At 70.6% G+C, this 13,533-nt stretch carries 10 protein-coding genes and 5 tRNA genes; 11 read left to right on the forward strand and 4 right to left on the reverse strand.

Going from position 1 to position 13,533, the window contains the following annotated elements; all coding sequences use genetic code 11:
- Positions 1-254: 254 nt before the first annotated feature.
- The 5 genes from AB0M08_RS22710 to AB0M08_RS22730 all read left to right on the forward strand — a co-directional run bounded on the left by AB0M08_RS22710 (position 255) and on the right by AB0M08_RS22730 (position 713).
- Positions 255-326: transfer RNA gene (locus tag AB0M08_RS22710), tRNA-Trp, on the forward strand.
- Between the two features lie 62 nt (positions 327-388).
- Positions 389-461: transfer RNA gene (locus AB0M08_RS22715), tRNA-Arg, on the forward strand.
- 12 nt (positions 462-473) lie between these two features.
- Positions 474-547: transfer RNA gene (locus tag AB0M08_RS22720), tRNA-Leu, on the forward strand.
- A gap of 5 nt (positions 548-552) precedes the next feature.
- Positions 553-624: transfer RNA gene (locus AB0M08_RS22725), tRNA-Ala, on the forward strand.
- Positions 625-628: 4 nt separating this feature from the next.
- A tRNA-Ser gene (locus AB0M08_RS22730) sits at positions 629-713 on the forward strand.
- A gap of 104 nt (positions 714-817) precedes the next feature.
- Here the strand turns inward: AB0M08_RS22730 and AB0M08_RS22735 are convergent.
- Together AB0M08_RS22735 and AB0M08_RS22740 are read right to left on the reverse strand one after the other, a co-directional pair.
- Positions 818-1,975, reverse strand: coding sequence for a hypothetical protein (locus tag AB0M08_RS22735; protein ID WP_364496496.1), 1,158 nt, complete (start codon positions 1,973-1,975; stop codon positions 818-820).
- Between the two features lie 110 nt (positions 1,976-2,085).
- On the reverse strand, positions 2,086-3,153 hold the full coding sequence (locus AB0M08_RS22740) for a glycosyltransferase family 4 protein (RefSeq protein ID WP_364496498.1): 1,068 nt from the start codon (positions 3,151-3,153) through the stop codon (positions 2,086-2,088).
- 89 nt (positions 3,154-3,242) lie between these two features.
- Between AB0M08_RS22740 and AB0M08_RS22745 the strand changes: the two genes are divergently transcribed.
- Entirely contained in the window at positions 3,243-5,213 is a 1,971-nt protein-coding gene (locus tag AB0M08_RS22745; protein WP_364496501.1) for a glycogen debranching N-terminal domain-containing protein, read from the forward strand.
- A 31-nt stretch (positions 5,214-5,244) separates the two neighbouring features.
- Positions 5,245-5,658, forward strand: coding sequence for a hypothetical protein (locus tag AB0M08_RS22750; RefSeq protein WP_364496504.1), 414 nt, complete (start codon positions 5,245-5,247; stop codon positions 5,656-5,658).
- Positions 5,659-6,159: 501 nt separating this feature from the next.
- Here AB0M08_RS22750 and fusA read toward each other — a convergent pair.
- Complete coding sequence (fusA, locus tag AB0M08_RS22755; RefSeq protein WP_364496507.1) at positions 6,160-8,040, reverse strand: elongation factor G; 1,881 nt, start codon at positions 8,038-8,040, stop codon at positions 6,160-6,162.
- A gap of 233 nt (positions 8,041-8,273) precedes the next feature.
- Between fusA and AB0M08_RS22760 the strand changes: the two genes are divergently transcribed.
- Positions 8,274-8,852, forward strand: a complete 579-nt coding sequence (locus AB0M08_RS22760) for a CPBP family intramembrane glutamic endopeptidase (protein WP_364496509.1) — start codon at positions 8,274-8,276, stop codon at positions 8,850-8,852.
- 67 nt (positions 8,853-8,919) lie between these two features.
- Positions 8,920-10,500, forward strand: a complete 1,581-nt coding sequence (locus AB0M08_RS22765; RefSeq protein ID WP_364496512.1) for a DHA2 family efflux MFS transporter permease subunit — start codon at positions 8,920-8,922, stop codon at positions 10,498-10,500.
- A 30-nt stretch (positions 10,501-10,530) separates the two neighbouring features.
- Here AB0M08_RS22765 and AB0M08_RS22770 read toward each other — a convergent pair whose 3' ends face one another.
- On the reverse strand, positions 10,531-11,823 hold the full coding sequence (locus AB0M08_RS22770) for a hypothetical protein (protein ID WP_364496514.1): 1,293 nt from the start codon (positions 11,821-11,823) through the stop codon (positions 10,531-10,533).
- Positions 11,824-12,244: 421 nt separating this feature from the next.
- Between AB0M08_RS22770 and AB0M08_RS22775 the strand changes: the two genes are divergently transcribed.
- Both AB0M08_RS22775 and AB0M08_RS22780 read left to right on the forward strand, forming a co-directional pair.
- A complete protein-coding gene (locus AB0M08_RS22775; RefSeq protein WP_364496517.1) occupies positions 12,245-12,850 on the forward strand; it encodes a response regulator transcription factor in 606 nt (201 codons plus the stop codon).
- Positions 12,851-12,952: 102 nt separating this feature from the next.
- Positions 12,953-13,525, forward strand: coding sequence for a VanZ family protein (locus tag AB0M08_RS22780; protein ID WP_364496520.1), 573 nt, complete (start codon positions 12,953-12,955; stop codon positions 13,523-13,525).
- Positions 13,526-13,533: the final 8 nt, after the last annotated feature.

The raw sequence follows: 13,533 nt of genomic DNA on the forward strand, positions 1-13,533 counted from the left end.
CAGATCCGGTGACGCGTCGGTCAGTGCTTGGCCGAGCAGGCCGGCAGGGTCGATGATGTGTGGTGCGGCCATCGTGGTTGATCCCTTTCGAGAGTTCCGTGAGACGTTCGCTCGAAAGATCACGCGATGGCCGCGTTCTATGCCGGACAGGATGTCCGACGATCACGCCAACCGCGTTACACCACTATCAGGGACTCCACCCCGACGATCCGCCGCCCCTCCCGAGTCTGGGACAGGGCGGCTCTTCTTTTCCCGCGGGTGTAGCTCAACGGCAGAGCGCCAGCCTCCAAAGCTGTCGGATGCGGGTTCGAATCCTGCTGCCCGTGCGTGCGTTTCCCGACAAGTCCGCGTTTCTTGACAAATCCACAGTGGATGGCATGGAAGTCTCGTCTCCGTAGCTCAGCGGATAGAGCACCGGATTACGGATCCGGGTGTCGGGAGTTCGAATCTCTCCGGGGACACGCTTTTCATCTGCCCGGGTAGCCCAACGGCAGGAGGCACACCGCTCAGGACGGTGGCAGTGCGCGTTCGAATCGCGCTCCGGGTACGCAGGGGCTCGTAGCTCATCAGGGAGAGCGCCCGCCTTGCAAGCGGGAGGCGGCCGGTTCGAATCCGGCCGACCCGACTTGGAGGAGCCGGCCCGGCTTCGGAGACGCCGCTGGAAACGGCGTGGGCCCCTGCGGGCCCCGTGGGTTCGAATCCCACCTCCTCCGCGATGCCATCCACTGTGAGTGACGACGCAGGCGAGCGCGGGTCTCGGCTGCCCCTCATAAGGGCGGACAGCCCGGTTCGACACCGGGGCCTGCGACGGAACGCCTCAGCGCACCAGCGGTGGGGCGGTGCTGGTGGCGGAGGCCGGTGTGGTCAGGGAGCGCTCCGGGTTCGCCGGGCGGGTGTCCCGGGTGCGGTCGCCGGTGGTGGAGAGCTGCTGCGCGGCCACGGCCCGGGATGCTGGGGTGTGGCGAGCGTACTGCCTGCGGAACTCCTCGGCCCAGGGGCTCTGGGCGGTGGTGGGATGCGCGCCGTGGATCGCGTCGACGATCGGCTTCGCCTCCCGTACGGCCTCGGCGGGGGTCTTCGTGCCGCTGGTGAGCACGGCCTCCAGACGGTGGGTGAACGGTCTGATGTCGCCGTTCCGGTCGGAGTGCAGCAGCAGAAGCGTGGTCGTGAAGTGCTCGGCCGGGGTCATCTGCCGGGCGGTGCCCGCGATCTCGCGGAGATACCGGTAGGTCTCCGTGCCGGTGGCGGCCGTGACCTCGAGGACGGTCATGGCGGCGGTGAGTCCGCCCGCCCGGAGGCTGTCGGCGACGGCGCGCTCGACGACGGAAGGGGTGTCCGGCCTGTTGCCGTGGGCCTCGGACACCTGATGCAGCAGCGGGCGATCCCGCTCCAGTGTGGCCTGGAACTCCGGTTCCGAGAACGGCGTACCCCGCCCCGGAGCGGGGAGATGCCGGGCGAGTTCCCGGGCCCACGCGCTGTCGCGGGTGTCGGGGTCGGCCGCGTGCAGGCGTTCGGCGTGCTGCCGGGCCTCCCGTACGGTGTCCGGAAGGGTCCTGCCCGGTGTTTCGAGTGTCGCGCGCAGATCGGCGAGGGCCGGGTGGTTCGGTACGCCGCGGTCCAGCTCCAGCAGGCGCAGTGTGGTTCGCAGGTGTTCGGGCGCGGTCATCCGGTCGGCGGTGCCCTGGACCTGGCGGAGGTACCGGTACGACCGGGTGCCGGTGGCGGAGACCGACTCGAGGGCGCGCCGGGCGTCCGCGTGGCTGAACCTGTCCAGGGTGCCGAGGACCTGGCGTTCGATCAGGGCGGACTCCGCAGTGGTACGCGGCGGCCCGGCGACGACCTCCCGCTCGCCGACGCCGACACCCCGGCCGCCGCGGGCCCAGGACAGGTCGTGCAGAACCTCGCGGTCCTTCCGCAGCAGGCGGGCGAGGACCGCTCGGTCGAACGGCGTGCCGCCGGGGCGTGTGTCGGGCATGGTTTCCGGACCTCCGTCGATGTGTCCCTGGGCTGTGGGCAGATGTGTCCCTGGGCTGTGGGCAGAGGTACCACGTGCCGGGACCCGGGCCGGTTCACGTCCGGCGACGGTCAGGTGCCGGCCGGCTCGGTGAGTGGCAGGCCGCGCATGATCATGGAGCGGTAGACGTTCTCGTAACCGCGGGCCATGATGCCGGTGGAGAAGTGCCGGCGGACGCGGGCCACGCAGGCCGCCGGATCGATGGTGCGGCAGCGGCGCAGCAGGGCGGGCAGGTCGTCCGGGTCGTCGCCGATCCAGCCGGTCACGCCGTGGTCGACGATCTCCGGGACGGAGCCGCGGCGCAGGGCCACGACCGGGGTCGCCGAGGCCATCGCCTCGATCATGACCAGGCCGAACGGCTCGTGCCAGCGGATCGGCAGGATCAGGCAGCGGGCCGCGGTGAGCATCCTCCGGACGGCCTCCCGGTCCGGGTCGAGGACCAGGTCGACGTCCGGGCCGAGCATCGGGTCGATCACGTCGTGCAGGTAGCGGCGTTCGGCGGGCTCGTTGCACTTGCCGGCCAGCACGAGCGGGAGCTTGGCCGCGCGGCACGCCTCGATGGCCAGGTCGGGGCCCTTCTCCGCGTTGAAACGGGCGAGCCAGAGCACCGGGCCGTCCGGGTGGTGCTCGGGGACGAACCGGTCCGGGTCCACCCCGTTGTGCACGGTGCCGACCCAGTTCAGACCGGGGCGCAGCTGCCGCTGGAAGTCCGAGATGGCGACCTGCCCGATCGCCGGGTCGAGGTCGGCGTAGTAGTCGCCGAACTCGCCGTCGGCCGGTCCGTGCATGGTCAGCACGGTCGGCGTGACGCGGGCGCCGGCGGTGAGCGGGCCCGCGGCGGAGTGGTCGTGCACGATGTCGAAGGCCCCGCCGGAGTCCTGCAGGAGACGGCGTACCCGGGCCGCGTGCAGCAGCTCCGGTACGGCCTGCCCGAGCCGGTCGTGCTGCAGCCGGGGATTGGTGCTGACGAACCGGGCACGGGTGCGGCTGCGGGTGCCCGCCCCGAAGAGGGTCACCCGGTGCCCCCGGGAGACGAGTGCCTCCACCAGTTCGGCGCAGATCAGCTCGATGCCGCCGTACCCGAGGGGTGGGATCTCATAGAAGGGCGGTGCGATCATGGCGATGCGTAAGGCTGTCACGGCCGCCGCATACCCCGGAAAAGTTGCTTCTCACCTGCGGGTTTACGAATTCGCGGAGGGGGGATCCGGGTGCCGTGCGGGAGAATCAGGTGAGCATTCTCGACGGGAGCACCTTCGTGGTCAGCGATCTGGCCGGCGACGTGCACGCGCGCCCGGACGAGCCGGCCGGGCTGTTCTACCGGGACATGCGCCACCTGTCCCGATGGCAGGTACGCCTCAACGGCGGCGAGCTGCACGCGCTCTCCGGGGACGCCGTGGAGTACGACGAGGCGCTCTTCTTCCTGGTGGCCCGGACGGATTCGATCTACCGGAACTCGCCGCTGGCCCTGCTGCGGCGGCGCCACGTCGGCGAGGGCATGCAGGAGCAGCTCCAGCTGGACAACCACGGCACCGAGACGCTGCTGGCCGAGATCACCGTGCTCTTCGCCGCGGACTTCGCCGACATCTTCGAGATCAAGGACCATCTGCGCAAGGCCGGCCGGTTCTACCACCGGATCGACGGCGAGCGGGTGATCCTCGGGTACGAGCGATCGGACCTGCTGCGGGAGACGATCGTGCACGCGCCCGGGGCGTTCCTGACCGCGTCCACGCTCACCTATCGGGCGAGTCTGGAGCCGGGGGAGTCCTGGCGGGCCGCGATCGAGGTCGGGGTGGCCACCGAGCGGCACCGGCCGCAGGCGAAGCGCTCGCACCATCCGGACGTGCCGGGTTCGCTCGGGGAGTGGCTGAACGCGGCACCCCGGCTGGACACCGACTGGAACCAGTTGTGCCGCATCTACCACCGGACTCTCGTCGATCTCGCCGCGCTGCGCTGTCGCCCCGACGTCGCGCCCGACTCGTCGTTGCCCGCTGCCGGGCTGCCCTGGTTCATGGCGCTCTTCGGCCGGGACAGCCTGATCACCAGTTATCAGGCGCTGCCGTTCGCCCCGGAGCTGTGCCGCACCACGCTGCGAGCGCTGGCCGCGCAGCAGGCGGACGGCTTCGACGACTTCCGGGACGCCGAGCCGGGAAAGATCCTTCATGAGGTACGGCACGGCGAGTTGACCCACTTCGGCGAGCGGCCGCACTCGCCGTACTTCGGGTCGGCCGACAGCACCCCGCTCTTCCTGGTGGTGCTCGACGAGTACGAACGCTGGACGGGCGACCGGGAGCTGATCCGCGAGCTGGAGCCGGCCGCGCGGGCGGCGCTGGAGTGGATCGAGAAGCACGGCGACCTGGACGGCGACGGCTTCATCGAGTACCAGCGCCGCAATGAGGAGAGCGGCCTGGAGAACCAGTGCTGGAAGGACTCCTGGAACGCGATCCTGCACCCCGACGGCGAGATCGCGCGAGGTCCGCGTGCCGTCTGCGAGATCCAGGGCTATGCGTACGACGCCAGGCGGCGATCCGCCAGGCTGGCGCGTGAGGTCTGGCGTGACCCGGAGCTCGCGGACCGGCTCGACCGGGACGCCGACGAGCTGCGGGACCGTTTCCACGAGGCCTTCTGGCTGCCCGGCCAGGGCTTCTACGCACTGGCGCTGGACGGCGACAAGGAGCCGGTGCCGACCCTGACCTCGAACATCGGCCACCTGCTCTGGAGCGGCATCGTCCCGGAGGAGTACGCCGGGCGGATCGCCGGGCACCTGATGGGCGACCGGCTCTTCTCCGGCTGGGGCGTCCGCACCCTGGCCAGCGACCAGCTCGCCTACAACCCGGTCGAGTACCACAACGGCACGGTCTGGCCGCACGACACCGCGCTGGTCGCGGCGGGACTGGCCCGGTACGGGTTCCGTTGCGAGGCGAGCCGTCTCTCGGTGGCCGTCCTGGAGGCGGCCCGGCACTTCGGCGACCGGCTGCCCGAGGTCTTCGTCGGGTACTCCCGGGACGACACCGGGATCCCGGTCGAGTACCCGACCGCGTGCTCGCCGCAGGCGTGGGCGTCCGGCACCCCGTTGCTGCTGATGCGGGTGCTGCTCGGGCTGGAGCCGGCGGAGGCGGGGGTGACCACGGACCCGTACCTGGTCGACCCGATCGGAAGGCTCGCGCTGCACGGCGTGCACGCCCGCGGTTGGCACGCATGAGGGGGTTTCGCGGGCGTAGCGTGGAAGCACCATGGAACTGCATTGGTGGTCCGTCGAAGTCCTGGACGGCGCGCGGGGTTCGGGAGCGCGCTGGCAGGACACACACGCCAATGTCCTGGTCGAGGCGGCGATCTCGCACGGCGCCTACGACTGGACGTGGCATCGGCACTCCTGGGGAGTGCTCTTCGAAATCGCGTTCCGCAGTGAGGACGGCTGGGCCTCCTACCGGGAGCTGCCGGCCGTGCGCGCGGCGCTGGACGCGGTGCCTGATCCGATCAACGGGCTGCTGATGTATCCGGGGCGTGGCGGGAGCTCGGGGCGGGTCGTGCCGAGCCAGCCCCGCCCGATCGCGGGTGCCGGGGCGGCCCCCATCCCTGAGGACCCACCCCGGCAGGAAGTGCGGCTGGGCCCGTTCGCCCCACCCGTCACCGTCGGCACCTGCTGACGCCGGCCCCGAGTGCGGCGCGTTCCCGAGTGCGGCGCGTTCCCGAGTGCGCCGGGACAGGCCCGGCTGGCGCTCAGCGCTGACCCCGCTGGTCGATTCCGGTGGGATCGTCTTCGTGGCTGGTGGTCACGGGTGTCTCGGCGGGCTTGAGAGACCCGTGAGCGCCAGCTCGCCCGGCGCGGCTGGCGTTCACGGGTCAATCGGGCCGCCCGAGACACCCCGGATCGCCAGCCCACCGCTTTGAGACACCCCGGACCACCAGCCCACCGCGCTGAGACACCCCGGATCGCCGGCCCATCGGCCGCGGGCACCCCCGGATCGCCGGCCCATCGGCCGCGGGCACCCCCGGACCGCCGGCCCACCGCCCACGGGGCGCCGCCCGGCCGGTCCACGACCGAACCCCGGGCCGACGGAGCCGACGATCGGGTCAGCGCTGCATCGCGGCGCGCGATACAGCCGTCAGCGTCAGCTTGGCCGCGACGCGCGCGGGCCGTCGGCCGGTCACGCCGCCGGGCGGTAGCCCGCTGGGCGGGAGCTGAACGTGCCACGGCCGCTGGTGCGGGAGCGCAGCGACGTCGCGTACCCGAAGAGCTCGGCGAGCGGGACGACGGCGGTCACCGTGCGTACGCCGGAATCGACGATGTGACCGCGACGCGCCGCGAGGTCGCCGAGCACCGCGCCGAGTGCGTCCGACGGTGCACTCACGGTGACCTCCGCGACCGGCTCGAGCAGGCGCATCGTGCTCGCGCGCAGCGCGGCACGCAGGCCGAACCGGCCGGCTGCCCGGAACGCGAGCTCGGACGAGTCCTTGGGATGCGTCTGACCGTCGCTCAGCGTGACCCGGACACCGGTGACCGGATGACCGCCGAGCGGGCCCTCGGCGAGCGCCTCCCGGCAGCCCGCCTCGACCGCCCGGACGAATTCGGCCGGCACCCGCCCACCGGCCACCGTGGACGTGAACACGAACCCCTCCTCCAGGGTCGCCGGCGCCACGTCGAGCACGACCACCGCGAACTGTCCCGCGCCGCCGTCCTGCTTGACGTGCCGGTAGGTCACGCCGGTGGCGCCCTCGGCGACCGTCTCCCGGTAGGTGACCCGCGGACGGCCGGTGGTCAGCGCCAGGCCGGTCGCCTGCCGCAGCTTCTCCACGGCCACCTCCAGGTGCAGTTCGCCCAGGCCGGCGAGGATCGTCTGCCCGGTCTCCGGATCGGTGCGGACGACCAGCGACGGGTCCTCCTCGGCGAGCGTGGCCAGGGCGGTGGGCAGCCGCTGGGCGCCGGTGCGGGTGCTCGCCTCGACCGCGATCGAGACCAGCGGCTCGGCCGTGCGCGGCGCCTCCAGCAGCACCGGGTGCCGCGGGTCGGCGAGGGTGGCGCCGGGCCGGGCCGCCTTGACACCGGCCACGGCGACGATGTCGCCGGCCCGCGCGAGGTCGACGTCGGTGTTGCGGTCGGCGCGCGGCCGCAGGATGCGGGCGATTCTCTCGGTACGCCCGGTGCCGGTGTTCAGCACGATGTCTCCCTTCGCGAGCGTTCCGTCGTAGACACGGAGGTAGGTGAGGCGGCCGGTCCGCGCGGTGTGCACCTTGAAGGCGAGCGCGGTCAGGGGTTTGGTGGGATCGCCCGCCGGTGACGGCAGGTAGTGGACGACGGCGTCGAGCAGGGGTTCGATGCCCCTGTCGCGGTAGGCGGAGCCGCAGAGCACGACCACGGCCTCGCCGGAGAGGGTGAGGTCACGGAGCGCTTTCCGCAGGGTCGTGTCGGACATGTCGCCCCATTCCTCCAGTGCGTCGGGGTGCAGCTCGGCGACCTGCTCTTCGAGCCGCTGCCGTGCCGCCTGGGCCCTCTCCGATTCACCCGACGACTCCACCACGTCGATCACGCCGCGGAAGTCGCCCTCCGCGCCGATCGGCAGCTGGACCACGAGCGGGATCACGCCGAGTCGCTCCCGGATGGAGGCGACCACGGCGTCGAGATCCGCGCCGGGCCGGTCCATCTTGTTCACGAACGCGATCCGCGGTACGCCGTACTCGTCGGCCCTGCGCCACACCGCCTCGCTCTGCGGCTCGACGCCCGCGACACCGTCGAACACGGCCACCGCTCCGTCCAGGACGCGCAGCGACCGCTCCACCTCGTCGGAGAAGTCCACGTGACCCGGTGTGTCGATCAGGTTGAGCCGGTGACCGCCCCACTCGCAGCTCACCGCGGCCGCGAAGATGGTGATCCCGCGCTCCCGCTCCTGGGGGTCGAAATCGGTCACGGTGGTGCCGTCGTGGACTTCGCCGGTGCGGTGTACGAGACCGGTGGCGAAGAGGATCCGCTCGGTCAGGGTGGTCTTACCGGCATCGACGTGCGCGAGAATACCGATATTGCGCGTACGCATGAGAATTCGTTCTTTCCAGACGTGTTCGGCTGACGGACGTGATGCGCCCACCCGGCCGCCGTGGCTCGTCGAGCTCGGCGGTCAGGAACGTCCAGCCCCGGTGGCGCGGCCGGAGCCGGGCACACCAGACACGTTGATCAGGTCGAATCGCGACACGGGGGTCACCACGATGGGCCCCCTCTCCGGTCACGGGCACGCTGATGAACGTCCTGAAGATACGGAGGCGAGAGCCGATGGTCTACCTGATTATCGTGGCGATGATCGCGGTCCGGCTCTGGACCCGCTACGGCCCCCGGAACGCCCAGCCGGTCACCAACCCGATCGCCGCCGCCCTGCTCCTCTGGCTGACCGGGGTCTCGCTGCCGTGGGGCGACTACCGGTACGCGCTGGTGGGGGTCGTGGTGATCGCCGGTGGATACCTGGCGGCGATCCGGTGGGGGCGGCGGTTCTTCACGAAGCGCTACCCCCGTCCCCTCTACACCACCTTCGTGGCGATCCCGCTCTCCACCGTCGCCTTCGAGGAGGCCGCGTTCCGGGGGGTCCTCTGGCCGCTGATCGCCGCGGACCACGGGCCACTCTGGGCGACAGCGATCACCGCGGTGCTCTTCGGCCTCTGGCACCTGTCACCCGATCGGGCGTGGACCGACGCGCTCGCGATGACCGTGGCCGGGGCCGTACTGGGTGGACTCCGGGACGTCTCCGGCGGACTCCTCGCACCGGTGGCGGTGCACTGGGCGGCCGACGGACTCGGGGTGCTGGCATCGACGTACGTACTGAATCAGTGGGGAGGGACACAGTCGCGGGTCCGATAAAGGGGAGGTGAGCTGCGGCTACGGTCGATAGTCTCAGGCCTTCCGAAGTATCCGACGGGGGTCCGTGGTGACTATTCAGACCGTGGCGGCGCCGGCCAAACTCGACGCGGCCGTCCTCAAGATCGCCGGGGTCGTCGTCCTCGGCGCGATCATGTCGATCCTCGACGTGACGGTGGTCAGCGTCGCGCTGCCGACCTTCCAGACCGAGTTCGGCGCCTCGTATGCTCAGGTCGCCTGGACGATGACCGGTTACACGCTGGCCCTGGCCACGGTCATCCCGCTGACCGGGTGGGCCGCCGACCGTTTCGGCACCAAACGGCTGTACATGGCCGCGCTGGTGCTCTTCACGCTCGGCTCCGGCCTCTGCTCCACCGCCGACTCGATCGGCCAGCTGATCGGCTACCGGGTGCTCCAGGGCCTCGGCGGCGGCATGCTGATGCCGCTCGGCATGACGATCATGACGCGCGCCGCGGGCCCCGAGCGGATCGGCCGCCTGATGGCCGTCCTCGGCATCCCGATGCTGCTCGGCCCGATCGCCGGCCCGATCCTCGGCGGCTGGCTGATCGACGCCGCGAGCTGGCACTGGATCTTCCTGATCAACCTGCCGATCGGCGCGATCGCTCTGGTGTACGCCGGTCTCGCGCTGGCCAAGGACAATCCGGAGCCCTCCGAGTCCTTCGACTTCGTCGGCATGCTGATGCTCTCGCCGGGTCTCGCGCTCTTCCTCTTCGGCGTCTCCTCGCTCCCCGAGGCGGGCACCTTCTCGCACACCAAGGTCTGGCTCCCGATGCTGGTCGGCGGCCTGCTGGTGGTCGGCTTCGTGTTCTACTCGTTCAAGCCCCGGCACCCGCTGCTCGACCTGCGCCTGCTGCGCGACCGCAACCTCTCCGTCGCGTCGATCACCATGTCCGTGTTCATGGTCGCGTTCATGGGTGCCGGCCTGCTCTTCCCGAGCTACTTCCTCCAGGTCCGCGGCGAGTCGACGCTCGACGCCGGCCTGCTGATGGCACCGCAGGGCATCGGCGCCATGGTCACCATGCCGATCGCGGGCATGCTCGCCGACAAGATCCCGGTCGGGCGTACGGTGCCGTTCGCGCTACTGTTCATCGCCGCCGGCTTCTTCACGTTCACCCAGGTCGGCACGGACACGTCGTACTGGCTGCTCTGCGGTTCGCTCTTCGTGATGGGCCTCGGCATGGGCGGCACCATGATGCCGATCATGACCTCCGCGCTGAAGACCCTGACCAGTCACGAGGTGGCCCGCGGCTCCACGCTGCTCAACATCTTCCAGCAGATCGCCGGCTCGGTCGGCTCCGCGATGATGTCGGTCATCCTGACCCAGCAGCTCAACGACTCCGCGATCATCCCGGGCCTCCCCTCGGAGACCGGCGCCCCGGTCACCGAGGCGGGCCTGGCCATCGGCGTGGTCCAGAAGCCCGAGATCGCCGCTCAGCTTCCGCCCGCCATCACGGAGAGCGGCATCCTGGAGCGAGGGCTGGCCTTCGTCGCGGACTCGTTCGCCACCACGTTCTGGGTCGGCTTCATCCTGGTCCTGGTCACCCTGATCCCGGCCTTCTTCCTGCCGCGCAAGCGCCAGGAATCCCACCTCGGCGACGACGCTCCGGCGACTCCGGTCATCATGCACTGACCCCTTCTCCCGTACGGGCCGGCGTCTCACCTACGCACCGGTGAGACGCCAGCGCGCGTAGGTGAGCGCGTCGCCTCCCCGGGTGAGCCAGCTGCCGTCCCCTACCGGCCAGGCCTGCTGTTCCTCCCCACCCAGATGCGGGATCGGCCCGCGGACACGGCCGCTCCCCGGATCGACCACCCAGTTCCGGACCCCGTTCTCCGCATAGCCGCCGTCACCGCTCGAAACGATCAGCGCCCCGCCGCCGCTGCCGGTCTCGCCAACGCCAACGCCAACGCCAACGCTGTCGCTGTCGCTGTCGCTGTCGCTGTCGCTGTCGCTGTCGCGGGTGCCGGTGCCGGTGCGGTGGCGGCTGGGCAGGAAGCCGCAGGTGAAGTTCCAGGCCGGGCGGTCCTCGCCGTCGGTGTCCAGGTCTGCGCCCGGCAACTCCTCGGCGTCCAGTTCCCGTTCGATCGAGCCGTCCGCCAGCCGGTGTATCGCGAGGAACTGCTGCGACGCGTGGTCGACGGTGACGTATCGCCGCCCGGTGGGATCGACCGCGAGCAGCACCCGGTCGTCGTCACCGTGCCGGACGGTGGTCAGCGCGGCGCCGTCCCAGCGGCCCCAGACGATCGGTGCGCCCTCCTGGCCCCGGTCCACGGCGAGCCCCATGCGTCCGGTACCCGGCACCGCCACGTGATCCGACCCGACCGTACCGGTCCCGACCCCGGTCCGGTCCAGCACGTCACCGCTCCGCGCGTCGATCACCAGCCACAGCTCACCGTCGAGGCGCTCGCCCGTCGCCTCGCCGTGCTGGATCAGGGGGCCGCGGACGTGCGCCCACACCACCGAACCGTCCGCGCTCACGGCGACCGATCCCCGGCATCCGCGCGGCCAGTCCCGGTGGTGGACCGTCCACCGCTGGGTTCCGTCCGGGGCGATCGCGCGCACCGCACCCGGGTCACACACGACGAGGAGTTCCCGATCCGGGCTCACCGCGATCTCGTCGCATCCCACCGGCCGCGGTACCGGGAACACCGCCGCTGGACCGCCCGTGCCGGTCAGGTCGTGCACCGTCACCGTCGTCGCTCCGGTGGCCAGCATCGACGCCCGGCCGCCGAGCAGCACGGGCGCCACGTCCCGCAGATCCGCGGGATCGTGCGGGATCCGGACGTCCGCCATCCGGGTCAGCATCACCGTCATGGCCGTCGGCTCTCCGCCGTCGCGCTGCCGGTCCGGCTCTCCACAGTCGTTCGCATGTCCCCATCTCAGCAGCACCGTCCCGGCTCCGGCACGGGCGGGTGAGGTGATCGCGGGATGCAGGCCATGGTGGGAAACGGTCACCCGGGGAACGCTGAAATGGCGATCTGCTTTTCGCTCGAAGGTGGATATTGATTTTCGGGTGGCAAAATGTAGTGGCGGGGTATGCGTGGAATGCCGGAGATGTCAAGGTTTGCCGGTAATTTCTGTCGCGTATCCGGGTGGTGTCACCCTCATTTCGGTAGTCCGAATCGTTGATCCGGCACACCTGGCTCGGTAGATCGGGTATCTGGCAGTGCGGAGCGTGTTTGTGACGGCTACTTTTAGTAGGTGCCCCGGGTGCTGGGTAATGGCACGGATCTGATCTGAACTGGGCGTACCACTTCCTTTGGAGATCTTTATCAGATCGACTTGTCCGGTGGTACCAGAATGGGCGTCAAAACATAGAAAGATTGCGTCATGCGGCCGGCGTGAACCGCCGGTGCTCCTCGACGAGGGTGGTGTGATGATCCGGGTCGTTGTGGTCAGAGACGAGGGATACTTCGGTGTCCCGGTCAGAGCCTTCCTCGAGACCGAACCGGACATGCATTACGTCGCCACGCTGCCCATCAACGCCGATCTGGCGCAGCGCGCGGCACAGTTGTGGCCTGCCGTCATCGTGATCGATACCGAGTACATGGTGAGCCAGGTGCTCCCCATCGCGGACACGCTGCACACGGCGATCCCGTCCTGCGCCATGCTCCTGCTCTGTGACCCGTCGAAGCGCGGAATGCTCCCACCACGGCGGTGGAGTGGCGGACTGAACTTCCTGATCAAGAGTGCGGCGGGCAGTTCGCTGGCCGAGTCGGTGCGCCGGCTCGCCGCCGGGGAACGGGTGGTCTCGCCGATGCTGCAGGCCGCCTCGCTCAACACGGATCGCGGGCTCAGCACCCGTGAGCTGGAAGTTCTCGGACTCGCGGCGGAGGGCGAGTCGGTGAAGGAGATCGCGGGGCGGCTGTTCCTGTCCGGGGGGACCGTGCGCAACTACCTGTCCGCGGTCATCGCCAAGACCGGTGCCCGCAACCGCCTCGACGCCATCCGCATCGCCCGCAAAGAGGGCTGGCTGCGATGAGCGCCGGGAGCGAGGCGTGAGCGCCCGGAGCGCCGTGAGTGCGGCCGCCCACGCGGGGAAACCGGGCTGGTCGGGCTGACTCCACGGGTAGCGTTGGTGTCGATGGGGACCGAGCAGATCGATATCCCGGCGCTGCCCGTGCTGCTGCCGCTGGGCGCCGTTCTCATGGTCGTCTCCTGGCTGGCGTTCCGCGGGCAGGGTGCGGTGAAGACCGGGGTGGCCTGGTTCGGGAGCTGGTATCTGGTGGCCGTCGTCGGTGCGACCATGCTGCCGATGCACCTGGCGTGGGGGCCCGGTGCCGGGGAGCCGGAGTTCTACCGGATCATCCTGTTCCCGCCGATCACCACGATGCGGCCGCTGGACTTCCTGCTCAACACCGTGATGACCCTGCCGGTGGCGGCGCTGCTGCACGTGCTCTGCGGGGTACGGGAGCTGCGCCGGGTGACGCGGTACGCCTTCCTCGGCAGCCTGCTCATCGAGTCGGCCCAGGGGCTGCTCGTGCTCACCCTGCACGGCCAGCGCTGGGCCGACGTGAACGACCTGATCTCGAACACCTCCGGTGCGGTGCTCGGATACCTGATCCTCCAGCGGGTCATGCGCTGGGAACCGGTCCGCGACGCGGTGGAGCGGGCGACCGCGGGGCGGGGCGGCCGCACCCCGGACCCGGTGCTCTGACCCGCACC

Origin of the sequence: Actinoplanes sp. NPDC051851 (assembly GCF_040681165.1) — a bacterium.
Classification (GTDB): Bacteria; Actinomycetota; Actinomycetes; order Mycobacteriales; family Micromonosporaceae; genus Actinoplanes.